Source organism: Nodosilinea sp. LEGE 06152, assembly GCF_015207525.1.
Lineage (GTDB): Bacteria > Cyanobacteriota > Cyanobacteriia > Phormidesmidales > Phormidesmidaceae > Nodosilinea.
Window position 1 is genome coordinate 25,209 of record NZ_JADEWR010000011.1, and the last position, 17,057, is coordinate 42,265.

Sequence of the window (17,057 nt, forward strand, 5' to 3'; positions counted from 1 at the left end):
GATGGCATCAGGCCTTTAGCTGAAATTGACGATACGTCCTAGGGGAACGCCAGGCTATCGCGGCGGTAGACGGGTTGCGGATGGATGGCTAGGGCAGGTGAATTAACCGCAACCCCAGTCAAAGAATACTGCCGCTGGGGTTTGTGCCGTGTCATCCAGCCTACGAGGCCATGGTTTCTTTCTAAGGCGTCAGCACAGCAAGATTTATTTAGCGGATCGCCGCAGGGCTTTGCGGCGTGGAACAATTGAGTTGAACCTGTCCGCGATCTAATTTCCTAGAGGCCAGTCATGACTACTCTAGTCGCCCCCGTTGCCGATCTGCTGGTTCGCCAGCGCGCCTACTGGAATACCGGGGCCACCCACAGCCTTGAGTTTCGCCTTGCTCAGCTCAAGGCGCTGCGAGAGGCCATTCTCACCTACCAGGCCGACATTATCGACGCGGCTCGGCAAGACTTGGGGCGGCCTGAGTTTGAGGCCTGCTTCGAGATCGGCACGATCGGTGAGCTGGACTATGTAATCAAACATCTGCCCCGCTGGGTCAAGCACCGCAAGGTATCGCTGTCTTTGAGCCAAAAGCCAGGTTCGGCCTGGGTGCAGCCCGAACCCCTGGGGGTGGTGCTGATTATTGGGCCTTGGAACTACCCGTTTCAGCTAATTATTTCGCCGCTGATGGGGGCGATCGCGGCGGGTAACTGCGCCATCCTCAAGCCCTCGGAGCTGGCCCCAGCAACCTCTAAGGTACTGGCTCGGCTGGTAGAGGCAACCTTCGACCCCGCCCACGTAGCCCTTGTCGAAGGCGGGGTCGATACCGCCCAGGCTCTGCTGGCCGAAAGGTTTGACCACGTTTTATTTACCGGTGGCGAGCGGGTTGGCAAACTTGTCATGCAGGCGGCGGCGCAGCACCTCACCCCGGTCACGCTAGAGCTGGGTGGCAAAAGCCCCTGCATCGTCGATGTCGATGTGAATGTGGAGGTGGCGGCCCGGCGCATTGTGTGGGGTAAGTTTCTCAATGCCGGACAAACCTGCATTGCCCCCGACTACCTACTGGTCGACGAACGGGTCAAGGCCGAGCTGGTAACGGCGCTGCAGCAGCGGATTGTTGAGTGCTACGGTGAGAACCCCGCCGAGAACCCCGACCTATCCCGCGTGCTCAACGATTGCCAGTTTGACCGCCTGGTGGGGTTGCTAAACCAGGGCAATATTCTGGCTGGGGGCGAGCACGATCGCAGCGATCGCTACATTGCCCCCACGCTGATCGACAGCGTCAGCTGGGACGACCCGATTATGCAAGAGGAGATTTTTGGCCCCATTTTACCGATTTTGACCTACCGCAGCCTAGACGAGGCGATCGCCACCCTGCGCCAGCGACCCAAGCCCCTGGCGCTGTATCTGTTTTCGCGCGATCGCCAGGTGCAGACCCAGGTGCTCGATCGCACTACCGCTGGGTCAGTGTGCATCAACGACGTCATCCTGCAGGTCGCCGTTTGGAATCTGCCCTTTGGCGGTGTTGGCAGCAGCGGCATAGGGCGCTACCACGGCCAGCACAGCTTCGACACCTTCTCCAACCTCAAAAGCGTGCTGAAAAAGCCCTTTTGGATGGATGTAGACTGGCGTTACCCGCCCTACGAGGGCAAAGTGAAGCAGTTTCGCAAACTTATTGGCCTGTCGTAGCGGAGAGCCGCCGCCACTATGCCCAGCGATTACTTTAGGGTGGCTGGGCCAATACGGTCTCGCCTATCCAAAATCTAAATTTGCTTAAGGGAAAACATTAGCACCAGCCAGCAACCTGCTATAGTCCCGTGCTAACGCTGCGTCGCGGAGCCAACCACCTGTGCCCACTCTGCTGGTCAAAAATATCCACACCCTGGTCACAATGGATGACCAGCGGCGCGAGATTCAATCGGGGGCACTGTTCGTTCGCGATCACATCATCGTGCAGGTAGGCACCACGGCGGCACTTCCTCAAACGGCCGATCGGGTGCTGGATTTGGGCGATCGCCACCTCGTCCTCCCCGGTCTGGTCAACACCCATCACCACTTCTTTCAGACTCTCACCCGGGTGGTGCCGGGGGCGCAGAACTCAGCTCTGTTCAACTGGCTCGGCGCGCTCTACCCGCTGTGGCAGCAGCTCACCCCCGAAGCCATTCGCCTCAGCGCCCAGGTTGCCGCCGCCGAGCTAATCTACTCGGGCTGCACCACCGCCAGCGACCACCTCTACCTTTTTCCCAACGGCTGTACCCTTGACGATGAAATTGAAGCGGTGCGCCAAACCGGGCTACGGTTCCACGCCAGTCGGGGCAGCATGAGCGTGGGCGAGAGCAAAGGCGGTTTACCCCCCGACTCGCTCGTGGAGGCCGAGGCCGATATTCTCAAAGACTCCCAGCGGCTGATCGAGCAGTACCACGACAACGACCCCTACGCTCTGGTGCGTATTACCCTGGCCCCCTGCTCACCTTTTAGCGTGTCTACTGACTTAATGCGCGAGTCGGCGGCTTTGGCCCGGTCTTACCCCGGCGTGCGGCTGCACACCCACTTGGCTGAGAACAACTCCGACGTTACCTACAGCCTCGACACCTTTGGCCTTACCCCCGGCGACTACGCCGCCTCCGTAGGCTGGCTAGGGGAAGATGTGTGGCACGCCCACTGCGTCAAGCTCGACGACAGGGTCATCCACAGCTTTGGCCAAACGGGCACCGGGGTGGCCCACTGCCCCTGTAGCAACATGCGCCTGGCCAGCGGTATGGCCCCAATCCGCAAAATGCTGGATCATAGCGTGCCTGTGGGCTTGGGGGTGGATGGGTCGGCCTCTAACGACAGCAGCCACCTGCTGGCCGAGGCACGTCAGGCTTTTCTGATGGCACGGGTGCGAGAAGAAGATGCCGGTGCTCTCACCGCCCGCGAAGCTTTGGAGATCGCTACTCGGGGCGGAGCGAAGGTGCTGGGCCGTACTGACATTGGCTACCTGGCTCCCGGTATGGCAGCGGATTTTGTCAGTATCAACCTCGATCGCCTCGCCCTTTCCGGCACTGCCTACGACCCGGTAGCCGCGCTAATTTTCTGCATAGTCGATCGCGTGGACTACAGCTTTATCCACGGTCGAGAGGTGTTGAATCCTGAAGGTCTGCTAACGCTGGATCTGCCTGTGGTGCTGGAGAAGCATGGGGCGACGGCGCGATCGCTCGCCTCTTAGTCCGAGAGCATCGGTTCCCTAGGGTTAGACCCCAGGGTTCCTCATAGATAAGCCAATTATCTTTGGGGATGTCAAGTAGAACCCTGGAGTCTGCTCCACCGTGCCTCAATCAGCAGGAACCCTCGCGTCTTGCCCGAAACCGAATCCGTTGTATTGATCGACTCCCACAGGGTTTCCGCCTGCACCCACACGGGCGGGTACTTGTAGCGCGACACATCCAGAATCAAGAACTGGTCGGTATCGGCATCGTAGGCCGCTAGGGGCGAAATGTGGCCGCCCCGCTCCTGCCCGATCGCGCGGCGCAGGTAGTTGATCAGCACGTAGTTGCCTGGAGTTTCGAGATTGGTGCGAATCAGCGATCGAAACTCCTCTAGACTCACATCGCTGCCGTGATGGATTTCAGCGCTGACCGGATAGGTTTCAAGAATGCCAGCCAGTTCGGCTAGAGTCAGTCCCTGGCGGGCGATCGCATCCTGACCGATAATCGCCTCCGTCTGCTCGTTGAACAGATTCTCCTGAGTAAAGTAATTCTGCTCCCACTGCGGAGCCAGCGGAGCCGGAACCCCCAACGCATTCAGCACCATGGCCATACTCGCCACCCCGCAAAAGGCCTGATTGATCTGAGTCACAAACTGAGCGGTCAGCGGTACATAGTCCGCCAGCGCCTCACTGTCGCGCAGCAAGACCTGACCCTCTGCCGAGGTCAACGGAGTTAGATGGTCGGGCAGGGGCAATGTTTGGGAAGCCAGCGGCCGGGCGACGAGGGTGAGCCCCATGGTCGCCATCAGCAGAGCAGTGATTTTAGAGCGACGAAAAACAGCTAGAGACCGGCCCGAGAGGACGAATTCAGATCTCATCACGGCTGCTCCTTGCTCAGGGTTGTCATCTGCTGGCTCAGCCACGCCGCCGCACTGGTATTGGTGCCCTGAGCTAGCTTTTGCAGGGTCTCATCCAGCAGGGCGATAGGCAAACCAGCTAGCGCCTGGGAGGTGTCGCAAATCAGGTACTCACCATTCTCTTGCAGCAAAAAGGCAAACACTCGCTGTCCCCGCACATCTACCACCCAATATTCAGGAACGCCGAGGGCGGCATAGAGGTGCTTTTTCTCGTCCAAGTCACTGGCCAGGGTGATGTCAGAAATTTCGCCCACCAGGTCGGGCACTCGGGTCTGGTCTAAGTCAATCTGGCGCGGCTCCTCCGGCTGCCACTGGGGATAGTCAGCGCCAACATACAAGACGAGGTCGGGCGCACTGGCCCGCACTTCAGCCCGTTCTAGCAAGCACCGCCCCAAGGAACTGAATGCTTGATTGGGGTGCTGAATAGCCCAGAAGAAAAGCAAACTGGTGAATAAATCGCTGACTGCCGCGTGGCTAATACCTTCTGCACCCATCGTGACCCACAGCCATCCTTCGTTAAAGGCTAGTTTTATGCGATCGGGGCTGGGGCGATCGCGCAGCGCCACATAGTCGGCCCAGGTCGCCCGATACCACTGGTCTTGAGGAATTTGCGAAGCAGTTTTTGCCGAAGACGTCGCGGTCATAGGTTTAGCCCAATCCTTAATGACCAATGTAAGCCATAGCCGGATAGTTCTATCTCAACGCTAGAGAACCTACGGGACAGCGATAGGGCTGCGGGTTCAGAAGCTGGTCGAAAGTACTGAAGCAGAACGTCGCTATTATTAATACAGAGCTGGATATAAACCTACCGCTAGCGATAAAAGCTTCACTTAATGACCGTTAGCAAGAGCCATGCCTACTTTACTGCTGAAGAATACCTTCAGCTTGAGCACATCAGCCCCATCAAGCACGAATACCTTCAGGGTCAGATGGTGGCGATGGCTGAAGCCAGCAAAGCGCACGTCATCATTACGGGCAACCTCTCGGCTCTGTTGGTCAACCACCTGCGCGGCACCGATTGCATTGCCTATGTCACCGACATGAAGGTGAAATTGCCTGCCCTAGAGGTGTTCTACTATCCTGACCTAGCGGTTACCTATGACGATCGCGACCTCCGCTCCGATGAAGACTTCGTTGTGCATCCCAAGCTCATCATCGAAGTTTTGTCAGATTCGACAGAAGCTTTTGACCGGGGAGATAAATTTGCTGACTATAAATCGAATCCAGCGTTTGTAGAGTACGTTCTCATTCATCAAAAGCAGGTGTTGGTCGAGCGATTTCAGCGCAAGTCAGACACCCTGTGGATTCCCTACAATTATCAGGAAGGGAGCACGGTTGAATTTGCCAGTATTGGGTTTGCTTGTGAGATAGAAGCCCTCTACGACAACCTCAGCCAGCTCTTGTAACCGTTACCCAACCAGCTAGACCGCTACTATGCCGACCCTAAACCAGTCCAGCACCGCCAAAACCCTGCACAGCATTCAGCGCACCCAAGGTCGCCACTGGGTAGGCGATGGCTTTCCGGTACGCACGCTGCTGGCCTACAACAGCCTGGGCCAAACTATCAGCCCCTTTTTGCTGCTCGACTATGCCGGACCGGCCACTTTTCCGGCGACTACCGCGCGGCGCGGCGTGGGTGAGCATCCCCACCGAGGTTTTGAAACCGTCACCATTGTCTACGACGGCGAGGTTGAGCACCGCGACTCGGCTGGCGGCGGCGGTATCATTGGCCCTGGGGATGTGCAGTGGATGACGGCGGCGGCAGGTCTAGTTCACGAAGAATTCCACGGGCCGAACTTTGCAAAGCATGGCGGCCCCTTTGAGATGGTGCAGCTGTGGGTCAATCTGCCCGCCAAAGACAAAATGGCCCTGCCCCGCTACCAGGGCATCACCGCTGACCAAATCCCCGTAGTCGAGCTACCCGATGGTCAAGGCAGCCTGCGGGTGATTGCCGGGGAATTTGAGGGCGCGCCAGGACCAGCCCAAACCTTTACGCCGATTAACATGTGGGATCTGCGGTTGACGGGGGGCAAGCAGGTTAACCTGACTGTCCCTGAGGGCCACACCACGCTTCTAGTAGTGCTGAAAGGATCGGTACGGGTGGGCGACTCAGAGCCCATCGCTGAGGCAGAAATCGGCATTTTTGACCCTGCTGGTACCGTCCTTACCTTCGAGCCTCTGCAAGACACCACTGCCCTGCTGCTCTCTGGTGAACCCATCGACGAACCGATTGTCGGCCACGGTCCCTTTGTGATGAATACCACTGAGGAAATTTATCAGGCCGTGGCCGACTACCAGAATGGCAAGATGGGGGCGCTTGTTAGGTAGACGCAACCGACAAACGCGATCGCCCCTAGGCAAGCGCAGCTACAACACTGTGGATAGCGCCAGTAATTTGCCCTAGCTGCGGTGGCTCAATAATGTAAGGCGGCATGGTGTAAATCAGTTGGCCAAAGGGGCGCAGCCATACGCCCTGGGCTACAAACTGAGGCTGCACCACCGCCATATCTACCGGGTTGTGCAGTTCTACCACGCCGATCGCCCCCAGCACTCGCACATCCCTCACCGCTGGCAGGTCGCGGCAGGGGGCTAGCTCCTGCTTGAGCTGAGCTTCAATGGCAAATACCCTGGCGGCCCAGTCGTAGCTCTCTAGCAGGTACAGGTTCTCCAGCGCCACCGCGCAGGCCAGCGGGTTGCCCATAAAGGTAGGGCCGTGCATAAATACCCCGGCTTCCCCCTGGGCAAAGGTTTCGCTGATGTGGCTGGTGGTCAGCGTTGCCGCCAGCGACATAAAGCCTCCGGTCAGCGCTTTGCCAACGCACAGAATGTCAGGGCTAATGCCAGCATATTCGCAGGCAAACAGCTTGCCGGTGCGGCCAAAGCCTGTAGCAATTTCGTCGAGAATTAGCAGAACATTGTAGCGATCGCACAGCTCCCGCGCCCGCCGCACGTACTGGGGGCTATAAACCCGCATACCCCCCGCCCCCTGCACCACCGGCTCAAAGACGGCGGCAGCAATTTCGCCGTGATCGCGCTCCAGAATGGCCTCAAAGCTGGCGATGTCCCTCTCCTCCCACACCCCTTCGAAGGGAACTTGGGGCGCAGCGGCAAAGTACTGTTCTACCAGGCTGCGGCGAAACAGATGGTGCATGCCGTTAACCGGGTCACACACCGCCATTGCCGCAAAGGTGTCGCCGTGGTAGCCGTTGCGCAGGGTCAAAAAGTGCTGCTTTTGTGGTTCGCCCCGGTTGTGCCAGTACTGGATCGCCAGCTTCATAGCCACTTCTACCGCCACCGACCCCGAATCGCAGAAGAAAACGTGCTGCAAGGGCTCCGGCGTCATCTGCACCAGCTTGTGAGCGAGCTGCACCGCTGGTTGGTGGGTCAATCCCCCAAACATGACGTGGCTCATGCGGCCCATCTGCTCTTGGGCAGCCTGGTTCAGCCGGGGGTGGTTGTACCCGTGAATGCAGGTCCACCACGACGACATGCCATCGACCAGCTGCTCCCCCGTCTCTAGCTCCAGATGCACTCCCTGGGCCGATCGCACCGGAAACACTGGCCCTGTACCCGGCATCGCCGCGTAGGGATGCCAGACATGGCGGCGATCGAGGGCCAGCAGGTCATCAATTGGCAGCGCATCCATAGGACGTAGGGTGCACTCGCGAAGCAGTGCACCGTAGAGAGTCTAAGCCAGAAACTTGTTAACGTACCCCAAATAGGTTTCTGGGTCTTCCAGCATCGGAAAGTGCCCAGTGTTCTTCACCAGGGCATAGTCAATTTTAGGATTCATCTCCGCTGCCTTACGTCCCAGATCCGCCGGAGTAATTTTGTCGAACTCGCCCGAGACCAGCAGCGTTGGCACGGAGATTTTGGCAAACTCCACAGGCATCACCTGGGTGGCTTTTTCGCTCACTGAGGTAAAGATCGTTCCTAGGGCCGTGGCATAGTCGGCATTTAAGAAGTCTTCTAAAAAGGCCACCTTCTCGGCTTTGGGAATAGGGCGGCTGAGGAACCGGGCCATAAAAAAGCGCGGGGCCAGCGGGATTTTTGCCAGCCACTTGGGCCGAAAGGCCACCACGTAGCCGCCAAACTTGTAAAACGCATCAAAGGCCGCTTTGTCGTACTCAAAAACGCCGTTGCAGGTCAAGATGGCGCGATCGCACAGCTCCGCATACTGGTTCAAAAAGTACACCGCCACCGATGCGCCCATGGAGTGGGCGTTGATAGAAACCTTGGGCAGGTTCAAAGCCTTCAGAAGCTCAGCCAAATCGTCGGCGTAGGTGTCTAGCTCGTAGCCTCGGGCTACAGCAGCCTCCTGCTGATCGGGAGCGAGGCGCGATCGCCCAAAGCCGCGCATATCGTACAGCAAACAGTCGTAGCGATCGGCCAAAGCTGCCGCCGTACTCTGCCAGTAACGGGCCGACCCAGCCCAGCCGTGGATAAACACCATAACGGGCTTAGGAGATGACGGGTCGCGTGGGGTATCGGTGCCCACCCACTCGTAGTAGTGGTTAACTTGGTTGACTTCAACGTAGGGCATGGCTAAGCAGATTCGGGCTTAGGCATCGAAGAGGGGTGCACCAGCAGGTCAGCGGTAGACCGCTGTTCTACCATTTCACGGGTAATCGTGCAGCGCTTCAGGTCTTTGCGGGAGGGCAGCTCGTACATAATGTCGAGCATTAGCTCTTCGATGATGCCGCGCAGGGCGCGAGCGCCGGTTTTGCGGCGGTAAGCTTCTCGGGCGATCGCCCGCAGCGCATCCGACTTAAACTCTAGCTGCACATTGTCCATCCGCATCAGCTTCTGGAACTGCTTCACTAGCGCGTTCTTCGGCTCGGTCAAAATCGCCATTAGCGACTCTTCGTCGAGCGGATCGACTACTGATGTGGCTGGAATCCGGCCAATGAACTCAGGAATCAGGCCAAATTTGACCAGGTCGTCGGGTTCTAAATGGCGCAGCACGTCAGCGGTGCGCTTCTCGCGCGAAAACTGCCCTTCACCGGGCTGCACAAAGCCAATCGACTTTTTCCCAATCCGTTGCTCAACAATTTTCTCGAGCCCTACAAAGGCCCCGCCGCAGATAAACAGAATATTGCTGGTGTCGATTTGGATGCAGTCTTGGTAAGGATGCTTGCGGCCACCCTGGGGCGGCACGTTGGCCACCGTACCCTCCAGCATTTTCAGCAGCGCCTGCTGAACGCCCTCGCCTGACACGTCGCGGGTAATGGAGGGATTTTCGCTCTTGCGAGCAATCTTGTCGATTTCGTCGATGTAGATAATGCCCCGCTGAGCTTCTTCTACATCCAGGTCGGCCACCTGGAGCAGCCGCAGAAGAATGTTCTCCACATCCTCGCCCACGTAGCCCGCCTCAGTAAGAGTAGTGGCATCGGCTACCGCAAAGGGCACTTCCAAAATGCGGGCCAGGGTTTGGGCCAGCAGGGTTTTACCACAGCCTGTGGGGCCAATCAGCAGAATATTCGACTTTTGCAACTCAATAATGTCTTCGGGAGCTTCGCCCTCGGCCCCCTGCAGGTAACTGAGCCGCTTGTAGTGGTTATACACCGCTACAGAGAGCACTTTCTTGGCCTCATTTTGGCCGATTACGTGCTCATCAAGGTAGTTCTTGATTTCGCGGGGCTTAGGAATCTGACTGAGGGAGATAGCGGGAGCGGTTTTGGGGCGATCGGCAGCGGGAGTATCGCGGCGGGGCACCGGCTGGGCGATCGCGGTGCCCGAGTCAAACAGCTCCTCGTCTAAGATCTCATTGCACAGGTCAACGCACTCGTCACAGATGTAGACTCCCGGCCCCGCAATCAGCTTGCGCACCTGCTCCTGAGACTTACCGCAAAACGAGCACTTTAAATGGGAGTCGTACTTAGACATAAAAATGGCCCTAGTTGAGTGCAGTCATAGCGGCCGAGAGCGTTTGTCTCTCTACAACATCGTCAATGATCCCGTAGTCTTTGGCCTCGGCAGCAGACATGTAGAAGTCGCGCTCGGTATCGGTCTCGATGCGATCGATGGGTTGCCCCGTGTGGTGAGCAATGAGTTCGTTGAGGCGGGTCTTGTGATAGAGAATCTCCCGCGCCTGGATCTCAATATCCACCGCCTGCCCCTGGGCACCACCTAAGGGCTGGTGAATCATAATTCGAGAGCTGGGCAGCGACAGCCGCTTGCCCTTAGCCCCCGCGCACAGCAGGAAGGCCCCCATGCTGGCCGCCAGGCCAAAGCAAATCGTGACCACATCAGGACGAATTTGCTGCATGGTATCGTAGATGGCCATACCCGCCGTCACCGAACCTCCAGGAGAATTGATGTAAAGCTGCACATCTTTCTCAGGCTCTTCGGCATCGAGGTAAAGCAGCTGCGCCACGATCGAGTCGGCGACTTCGTCAGTAACCGGGGTGCCCAAAAACACAATTCTTTCCCGCAGCAGGCGAGAGTAAATGTCAAAGGCCCGTTCACCTCGCCCCGATTGCTCTACGACAACGGGCAGCATGCTGCGAACCTGGTTAGTGTGCAGGGCAGACTGGCTCAAGCTCAAAATCGGGCTACTCAAAGGGTTCGATGCAATCATAGTGGGTTTGGGCGAGATTTCAAGAGTTTAAGGATATTGCTTTACAGCAGCGCCAAGATCCGAACTTGGGCTAAACCAACCAGGCGCGACTCGCTTAACGAACGACTGGTCGGCCTAATCGACATTATGCCCCAAATTTTTGGGTTCACGGGGTGGGTTCCCCCCAGTCGGCCCTACAGTTGGCTCCGCAAACTACCCACCCTAAGTAATCCCAGCAATTTGACCCCTAGCTACCTTTACCAGACTTCTTGCCTTTAGACGTTTTTTTAGCCGGTTCTTCAGCGTCTTCAGTAGCTTCGTCTTCGGCATCTTCGACGTCCTCGCTGGCTTCGGTGGCCGCAACATCTATGGTCGCAGTCCCAGCGGCTCCGGTTTCCTGGTCAAGGGCCTCGGCTTGTTCAGCTCCGGCTTCCTCAGCGGCTTCGGTTTGCAGGCTGCCTTCGGGCACCAGCTCAACGGTATTGTTTTCCTCCAGCCAGGCCAGAATTTGTTCCTGCAGCAGCTCTTCGGTGAGCACCTGCTTGAGGCGATCGGGATCGATCTGGCTGGGGTCTTCTACCGTAGCCATGGCCTCTTTAATCTTTTCCTTCAGGGCCTCCTCTTCAATTTGAATGCCCTCCTGCTTGGCGACTTCACCCAAAGCCAGGGTGCGGTTGAGGCGATCGATCGCCTCGGGACGAGTGCGCTGGCGCATACCATCGACCAGCTCACGGGTCAGCATTTTGTTGACGTCAATGCCCTGACGGCTGAGCTGCATGATGGTTTGCGTGAGCAGAAAGTCTACTTCTTTCTGCACCAGCGTATTGGGAATTTCGGCCTCCAGGTGCTCGACTAGGGCTTCGATCAAAGCAGCGTCTTTGTTGGCTTTGGTTTTCTCCGCCGCTTCTTCCTCGTAGCGCTCGGTCAGCGATGCTCGCAGGGCTTCAATGGTTTCAAATTCACTAATTTCCTGAGCAAAGTCGTCGTCAAGCTCGGGCAGCTCTTTTTCTTTAATTTCCTTCAGAGTGATGGAAAATACGGCAGGTTTGCCCGCCAGTTCTGTCTGAGAATAGTCGTCAGGGAAGGGAACTTCGACGTCTTTTGATTCCTCTAGAGCCATCCCGATAATGCCCTCGACAAACCCGGGAATAAAGCGCCCTTCCTCTAGCTCGACCTGGAAGTCAGTGCCTGAACCGCCCTGAAACTCCTCAAACTCACCGCTGTCGTTTTGAACCTTGCCCACAAAGTCGATAACAGCCACATCCCCAGACTGAGCGGGTCGATCTTCGATGGGTACCAGAGTGGCCAGGTTGTTTTGGTACTGGCTCAGGGTGGCATCAACTCGTTCAGGGTCGGGCAAAATCTCTTCGGCCTGCACCGATAGCCCCTTGTACTGCTTCAGAGTGACGCGGGGTGGTACATCGACAGAGGCCTGAATGGTAATTGGCTGGCCCGGTTCGTAGGCCCCAATCAAGTCCTCAAAGGAGGTTTTGAGCTGGTAGTTGCCGATCGCATCGATTTCTTCCTGGGCGATCGCCTTGTCGACAGCGTTCTGCACCAGTTCTTCTAGCACTGCCGCCTTGAACTGAGGCACCCCTACCCGCTGTAAAAAGACCTGCTTGGGCACTTTGCCCTTGCGAAAGCCCGGTACGTTGACCGTCCGCATCATCTTACTCAACACCTGATCGTAGGTTTTTTGAGACAGATCGGCGGGAACTTCAATTTCTAGTCCTACCTGGCTGTCGGGCAGTACTTCCTGGGTAACTTTCATGGGGCCTTTTGCTAACTAGACGGCGACTGCGCACGCTCCAAAGTGGCCTGGAGAACTTTTGACGCAATTTATAAGCATACTCTATCGCTATGACCTGAGGAACATTCCTTGGTTTTAGTCCACAATCCTAGGCTGACAGCCCCCTAGCGGTAGGGGTACGGGTATTGGACGGTCCTGGCCCGAACGTTTTGTTTTTCCTTATATTTCACCTGGAGCGCAGGGTTATTGGGGGAGCCAAGCCAAAGTGCTAATATCGGCTGATGTCAATACGTTTTGAAAATCAATGAGGTAGCGCTGTGTCGAACGGGTTAAGAGTCGCGGTTTTAGGAGCCACGGGGGCTGTAGGGGCAGAACTGCTGGCGCTGCTAGAGCAGCGATCGTTCCCGCTCAAAGACCTAACTCTGCTGGCTTCGCCCCGATCGGCGGGCACAACGCTGACTTTTCAAGGCGAAGAGCTTCCGGTCCAGGTGCTGGGCGAAAACTCGTTCGACGGCATTGATCTGGTGCTGGCGTCGGCGGGCGGATCGGTTTCCCAGCAGTGGCTACCTAAAGCGGTAGCGGCCGGGGCCGTCTGTATCGACAACTCCAGCGCCTACCGAATGGATCCTACCGTTCCCCTGGTTGTGCCTGAGGTTAACCCCGAGGCGGCTCAGACCCACCAGGGCATTATCGCCAACCCCAACTGCACTACCATTCTGATGGCTCTAGCCGTGTGGCCGCTGCACCTGGTGCAGCCCGTGCGGCGGCTGGTAGTGGCCACTTACCAATCGGCTAGCGGAGCCGGTGCCCGCGCTATGGAGGAGGTCAAACAGCAGGCCCGCGCCATTCTGGCTGGCGAAGAGCCGGTGATGGAGGCGTTTCCCTATCCCCTGGCGTTTAACCTGTTTCCCCACAACTCGCCACTCAACGAGCAGGGCTACTGCCAGGAAGAAATGAAGATGGTGAACGAAACTCGCAAAATTTTTGGCGCTGCTGACCTAAAAATTTCGGCGACCTGTGTGAGGGTTCCCGTACTGCGGGCCCACTCCGAAGCGGTTAATATTGAGTTTGAGGCACCTTTTTTGCCCCAAGATGCTAAGGCGTTACTGGCCAAAGCTCCGGGAGTTAAGGTGGTCGAAGACTGGGGTCGTAACTACTTCCCCATGCCCCTGGAGGCCAGCGGTCAGGACGATGTGCTGGTGGGCCGCATTCGCCAAGATATCTCTAACCCCAACGCGCTAGAGCTGTGGCTCAGCGGCGACCAGATTCGCAAGGGGGCAGCGCTCAACGCCGTTCAGATTGCAGAACTGCTGTTGGTCCCCCAGGCGGTGGGCGCTAGCCACTAATCTTTCCCAGGGTCAGCCCTACAGGAGCGAACTTGGTATAATCTCAAGGACGTTGGGCTTCAACATATAGACTTCGTAGGACGTAAGGCATTCGGGTGACGTATTTTGGCAAAGTGCTAACGGCAATGGTGACGCCATTTTCTGAAGATGGCACCGTAGACTATGCCGTAGCCGAGCGCCTGGCCGACTATTTAGTGAGCAACGGCAGCGACGGGCTGGTAGTGTGCGGTACTACCGGTGAGTCGCCTACGCTGAGCTGGCAGGAGGAATACCAGCTTTACAAGGTCGTTAAAGAGGCCGTGGCGGGTCGGGCTAAGGTGATTGCGGGCACGGGGTCTAACTCTACCTCAGAGGCCATTGAGGCTACCCGCCACGCGGGTGACCTGGGTCTAGACGGGTCGCTACAGGTAGTGCCTTACTACAACAAGCCCTCCCAGGATGGGCTCTACCAGCATTTCAGTCAGATTGCGGCAGCGGTTCCCGATCTGCCCCTCATGCTGTACAACATTCCGGGACGAACCGGTTGTGCCCTGGCGGTAGAGACCACTGCCCGCTTAGCCGAAATATCGAATATAGTGGCGATTAAGGAGGCCAGTGGAAGTTTAGATCACGCTAGTCAGGTTCGCTATCATACCCCTGCTGAGTTTGGCATCTACTCCGGGGACGATTCATTGACTCTGCCGGTGCTTGCTGTGGGCGGCTGTGGAGTGGTGAGTGTGGCCAGTCACCTGGTTGGCCCTCAAATTCAAAGCATGGTGCAGGCCTACGAAGCGGGCAAGACCCGTTTGGCCACTGAAATTCATTTGCAGCTGTTGCCTTTGTTTAAGGTATTGTTTTTGACCACTAACCCGGTACCGCTTAAGGTAGCGTTGGCTCAGCAAGGCTGGCCGGTGGGCGCGGTGCGATCGCCTCTGTGCATGCCCGATGAGTCGGTGAGTATTGCGATCGCAGGGGTGCTTCAGCAACTCTCTGCCCAGGGTGTCTTAGCCCCAAACCACTAGGGCAGGCGGGTAACCCCAGTGCGGGCCGCTGCTCCCTTTAGGTAACCCGTAGGGTATTTCAAAAAGAGCCCTTAAATTAAGCCCTCCCAGGTAAGCCTGTTTCTCCTAGCTTTCTAACAACTGAATAACCCGTTTGTCCTCTCTATCTGTGTGACGTTATCTATGGATTTATCTGTACTGTCTATGGCCCTCGCTGCTCTATCTGCCGATGTTGCGACATCGACCTGGGCCTCAACGGTTCCTATCACTGCTACTACCAACGCCTAGTGCCTCATCCGTGCGGCCTGCTGGTGAGATAACGGCCGCACCCGATGAGCTTTTGCGCCCTTGATGAAGGCTGCGCGCGGTTGAGCATTAGATACCATTCGTTACTTTTTCAAATTTTTCACAACGATTGTTTACTGACGAGATTTATGACTTCAAATTCTGCCAATAACGCCCTGAAAATCATTCCTCTGGGGGGGCTGCATGAGATCGGCAAGAACACCTGCGTCTTCGAGATCAACGACGAAATTATGCTGCTCGATGCCGGGTTAGCCTTCCCCACCGATGGAATGCACGGGGTTAATATTGTGCTGCCCGACGTGACCTACCTGCGGGAAAATCGCCACAAAATTAAGGGCATGATTGTCACCCACGGTCACGAAGACCACATCGGTGGCATTGCCTTTCACCTCAAGCAGTTCGACATTCCGGTGATCTACGGCCCTCGTCTAGCGATGGCGCTGCTGGAGGGCAAGCTGGAGGAAGCGGGCATGAGCGATCGCACCGAGCTGCGGCAGGTGCGCCCCCGTGAAACCGTGCGGGTGGGCAACTCCTTCCTAGTTGAGTACATTCGCAATACCCACTCCATTGCCGACAGCTGCTCGGTGATCATTCACACCCCCGTGGGCATCGTGATCCACACGGGCGACTTTAAGTTTGACCACACTCCAGTTGACGGCGAAACCTTTGACATTCAAAAGCTAGCGGAGGCGGGCGAAAAGGGCGTGCTTTGCTTGGTTAGCGACTCCACCAACTCTGAAGTGCCCGGTCACACCCCCTCAGAGCGATCGGTGTTCCCTAACCTCGATCGCGAGTTCAGCAAAGCCGAAGGTCGCCTGATTGTCACTACCTTTTCGTCGTCGGTGCACCGGGTCAACATGATTCTGGAACTGGCCCAAAAGCACAACCGCAAGGTGTTTGTGGTGGGGCGCTCCATGCTCAACGTGATTGCCCACGCCCGTGACCTGGGCTACATCAAGTGTCCCGAGAGTCTGTTTTTGCCGCTCAAATCCCTCAGCCACACCGCCGATGAGAACGTGCTGATTTTGACCACCGGCTCCCAGGGTGAGCCGATGGCGGCCCTCACCCGCATTGCCGATGACTCCCACCGGCAGCTCAAGGTCAAAAAAGGCGACACTGTCGTCTTCTCCGCCAACCCCATCCCAGGCAACACGATCTCGGTAGTCAACACCATCGACAAGCTGATGATGCGCGGGGCCAAGGTGGTCTATGGCAAAGACAAGGGCATTCACGTCTCCGGCCACGGTGCTCAGGAAGACCAAAAGCTGATGCTGGCCCTCACCCGGCCCAAGTATTTTCTGCCAGTGCACGGCGAGCACCGCATGCTGGTCAAGCACTCCGAAACGGCTCAGAGCATGGGCGTGCCCGCTGAGAATATGGTGATCATCAACAACGGCGACATTGTTGAGGTCAACCCAGCGGGCATTCGCATTGCCGGGCAGGTGCCCTCGGGCATTGAGCTGGTCGATGCCTCCCGCGTCGGGGTCGTGGGCCGCGACGTGCTCAAGGAGCGGCAGCAGCTGGCAGAAGACGGCGTCGTTACCATTGCTGCCACCGTAGGCAACAACGGCAAGCTGGTGGCCGACCCCATCGTGCAGATTCGTGGGGTAGCTCAGTCAATTTCCCAGGAGCGGTTCCAGGGCCAGGTGAAGCAAATCATTGCCCAGGTGCTATCTAGCCGTGGCGCTGAGCTGGTGGTGTCTAACGGCAACGGCAAAGCGACCCTCGACCTCGATGCCCTCAAAGCCGCCCTCGATCAAGATCTGCGCCGCTTGGTACGGCGCGAGCTAGACAAGCGCGACCCCATGCTAATTTTGCTGATTCAGGGAGCTGGTGTAGAAGGCTCAGTGCAATCGCAGCCCCAGGCCGAGCCCAAACCCAGGGCCCAGTCGAAGCCCAAGGCTGAACCAAAGGCCAAAGCAGAGCCCCAGCCCAAAGCAGAACTCGAGCCCGAAGTTGTGGTGACCGAGCGCCGCACTCGCACCCGAGCCACGGCAGCGTCGGCATCCTAAGACGGTTTAGATATTAAA

At 57.3% G+C, this 17,057-nt stretch carries 14 protein-coding genes; 7 read left to right on the forward strand and 7 right to left on the reverse strand.

The window, feature by feature from the left end; all coding sequences use genetic code 11:
* The first annotated feature begins 288 nt into the window (after nt 1-288).
* Nucleotides 289-1,671, forward strand: a complete 1,383-nt coding sequence (locus IQ265_RS15645; RefSeq protein WP_194055226.1) for an aldehyde dehydrogenase — start codon at nt 289-291, stop codon at nt 1,669-1,671.
* Between the two features lie 160 nt (nt 1,672-1,831).
* Nucleotides 1,832-3,190 carry an 8-oxoguanine deaminase gene (locus tag IQ265_RS15650; protein ID WP_194055228.1) on the forward strand — a complete coding sequence of 453 codons (1,359 nt, stop codon included), beginning with the start codon at nt 1,832-1,834 and terminating at the stop codon, nt 3,188-3,190.
* Between the two features lie 71 nt (nt 3,191-3,261).
* On the opposite strand, the gene IQ265_RS15655 is transcribed toward IQ265_RS15650, so the two are convergent.
* Together IQ265_RS15655 and IQ265_RS15660 are read right to left on the reverse strand one after the other, a co-directional pair.
* Nucleotides 3,262-4,047: a phytochelatin synthase family protein gene (locus IQ265_RS15655; RefSeq protein ID WP_194055230.1), complete on the reverse strand. Its 786-nt coding sequence runs from the start codon at nt 4,045-4,047 to the stop codon at nt 3,262-3,264.
* Nucleotides 4,047-4,730: a Uma2 family endonuclease gene (locus IQ265_RS15660; protein WP_194055232.1), complete on the reverse strand. Its 684-nt coding sequence runs from the start codon at nt 4,728-4,730 to the stop codon at nt 4,047-4,049. Before IQ265_RS15660 ends, IQ265_RS15655 begins: the two co-directional genes overlap by 1 nt.
* Before the next feature lie 189 nt (nt 4,731-4,919).
* On the opposite strand from IQ265_RS15660, the gene IQ265_RS15665 reads away from it, so the two are divergent.
* Nucleotides 4,920-5,492: a Uma2 family endonuclease gene (locus IQ265_RS15665; protein ID WP_194055234.1), complete on the forward strand. Its 573-nt coding sequence runs from the start codon at nt 4,920-4,922 to the stop codon at nt 5,490-5,492.
* A 28-nt stretch (nt 5,493-5,520) separates the two neighbouring features.
* Nucleotides 5,521-6,414: a pirin family protein gene (locus tag IQ265_RS15670; RefSeq protein WP_194055236.1), complete on the forward strand. Its 894-nt coding sequence runs from the start codon at nt 5,521-5,523 to the stop codon at nt 6,412-6,414.
* A 25-nt stretch (nt 6,415-6,439) separates the two neighbouring features.
* On the opposite strand, the gene bioA is transcribed toward IQ265_RS15670, so the two are convergent.
* From bioA to tig, 5 genes are all read right to left on the reverse strand, one after another.
* Nucleotides 6,440-7,732, reverse strand: coding sequence for an adenosylmethionine--8-amino-7-oxononanoate transaminase (bioA, locus tag IQ265_RS15675; protein WP_194055238.1), 1,293 nt, complete (start codon nt 7,730-7,732; stop codon nt 6,440-6,442).
* Nucleotides 7,733-7,774: 42 nt separating this feature from the next.
* Nucleotides 7,775-8,629 (reverse strand): alpha/beta hydrolase, encoded by an 855-nt coding sequence (locus IQ265_RS15680; RefSeq protein WP_194055240.1) that lies wholly within the window; start codon nt 8,627-8,629, stop codon nt 7,775-7,777.
* Between the two features lie 2 nt (nt 8,630-8,631).
* Nucleotides 8,632-9,972 (reverse strand): ATP-dependent protease ATP-binding subunit ClpX, encoded by a 1,341-nt coding sequence (gene clpX, locus IQ265_RS15685; protein ID WP_194055242.1) that lies wholly within the window; start codon nt 9,970-9,972, stop codon nt 8,632-8,634.
* Between the two features lie 10 nt (nt 9,973-9,982).
* Complete coding sequence (clpP, locus tag IQ265_RS15690; protein ID WP_194055244.1) at nt 9,983-10,666, reverse strand: ATP-dependent Clp endopeptidase proteolytic subunit ClpP; 684 nt, start codon at nt 10,664-10,666, stop codon at nt 9,983-9,985.
* A gap of 226 nt (nt 10,667-10,892) precedes the next feature.
* Nucleotides 10,893-12,416, reverse strand: coding sequence for a trigger factor (gene tig, locus IQ265_RS15695; protein ID WP_194055246.1), 1,524 nt, complete (start codon nt 12,414-12,416; stop codon nt 10,893-10,895).
* A gap of 296 nt (nt 12,417-12,712) precedes the next feature.
* On the opposite strand from tig, the gene IQ265_RS15700 reads away from it, so the two are divergent.
* The 3 genes from IQ265_RS15700 (at nt 12,713) to IQ265_RS15710 (ending at nt 17,039) form a co-directional block, all read left to right on the forward strand.
* Nucleotides 12,713-13,741 carry an aspartate-semialdehyde dehydrogenase gene (locus IQ265_RS15700; protein ID WP_194055254.1) on the forward strand — a complete coding sequence of 343 codons (1,029 nt, stop codon included), beginning with the start codon at nt 12,713-12,715 and terminating at the stop codon, nt 13,739-13,741.
* 95 nt (nt 13,742-13,836) lie between these two features.
* The gene (gene dapA, locus IQ265_RS15705) at nt 13,837-14,742 is read left to right on the forward strand and encodes a 4-hydroxy-tetrahydrodipicolinate synthase (RefSeq protein ID WP_194055257.1); all 906 of its coding nucleotides are present in this window, start codon (nt 13,837-13,839) and stop codon (nt 14,740-14,742) included.
* 413 nt (nt 14,743-15,155) lie between these two features.
* Nucleotides 15,156-17,039: an RNase J family beta-CASP ribonuclease gene (locus IQ265_RS15710; RefSeq protein ID WP_194055258.1), complete on the forward strand. Its 1,884-nt coding sequence runs from the start codon at nt 15,156-15,158 to the stop codon at nt 17,037-17,039.
* The last annotated feature ends 18 nt before the right edge of the window (nt 17,040-17,057 follow it).

Coding starts and splice junctions, on each gene's coding strand:
- IQ265_RS15645 (WP_194055226.1), top strand. CDS start 289: ATGACTACTCTAGTCGCCCCCGTTGCCGATCTGCTGGTTCGCCAGCGC.
- IQ265_RS15670 (WP_194055236.1), top strand. CDS start 5,521: ATGCCGACCCTAAACCAGTCCAGCACCGCCAAAACCCTGCACAGCATT.
- IQ265_RS15680 (WP_194055240.1), bottom strand. CDS start 8,629: ATGCCCTACGTTGAAGTCAACCAAGTTAACCACTACTACGAGTGGGTG.
- bioA (WP_194055238.1), bottom strand. CDS start 7,732: ATGGATGCGCTGCCAATTGATGACCTGCTGGCCCTCGATCGCCGCCAT.
- clpP (WP_194055244.1), bottom strand. CDS start 10,666: ATGATTGCATCGAACCCTTTGAGTAGCCCGATTTTGAGCTTGAGCCAG.
- clpX (WP_194055242.1), bottom strand. CDS start 9,972: ATGTCTAAGTACGACTCCCATTTAAAGTGCTCGTTTTGCGGTAAGTCT.
- IQ265_RS15660 (WP_194055232.1), bottom strand. CDS start 4,730: ATGACCGCGACGTCTTCGGCAAAAACTGCTTCGCAAATTCCTCAAGAC.
- IQ265_RS15655 (WP_194055230.1), bottom strand. CDS start 4,047: ATGAGATCTGAATTCGTCCTCTCGGGCCGGTCTCTAGCTGTTTTTCGT.
- tig (WP_194055246.1), bottom strand. CDS start 12,416: ATGAAAGTTACCCAGGAAGTACTGCCCGACAGCCAGGTAGGACTAGAA.
- IQ265_RS15710 (WP_194055258.1), top strand. CDS start 15,156: ATGACTTCAAATTCTGCCAATAACGCCCTGAAAATCATTCCTCTGGGG.
- IQ265_RS15665 (WP_194055234.1), top strand. CDS start 4,920: ATGACCGTTAGCAAGAGCCATGCCTACTTTACTGCTGAAGAATACCTT.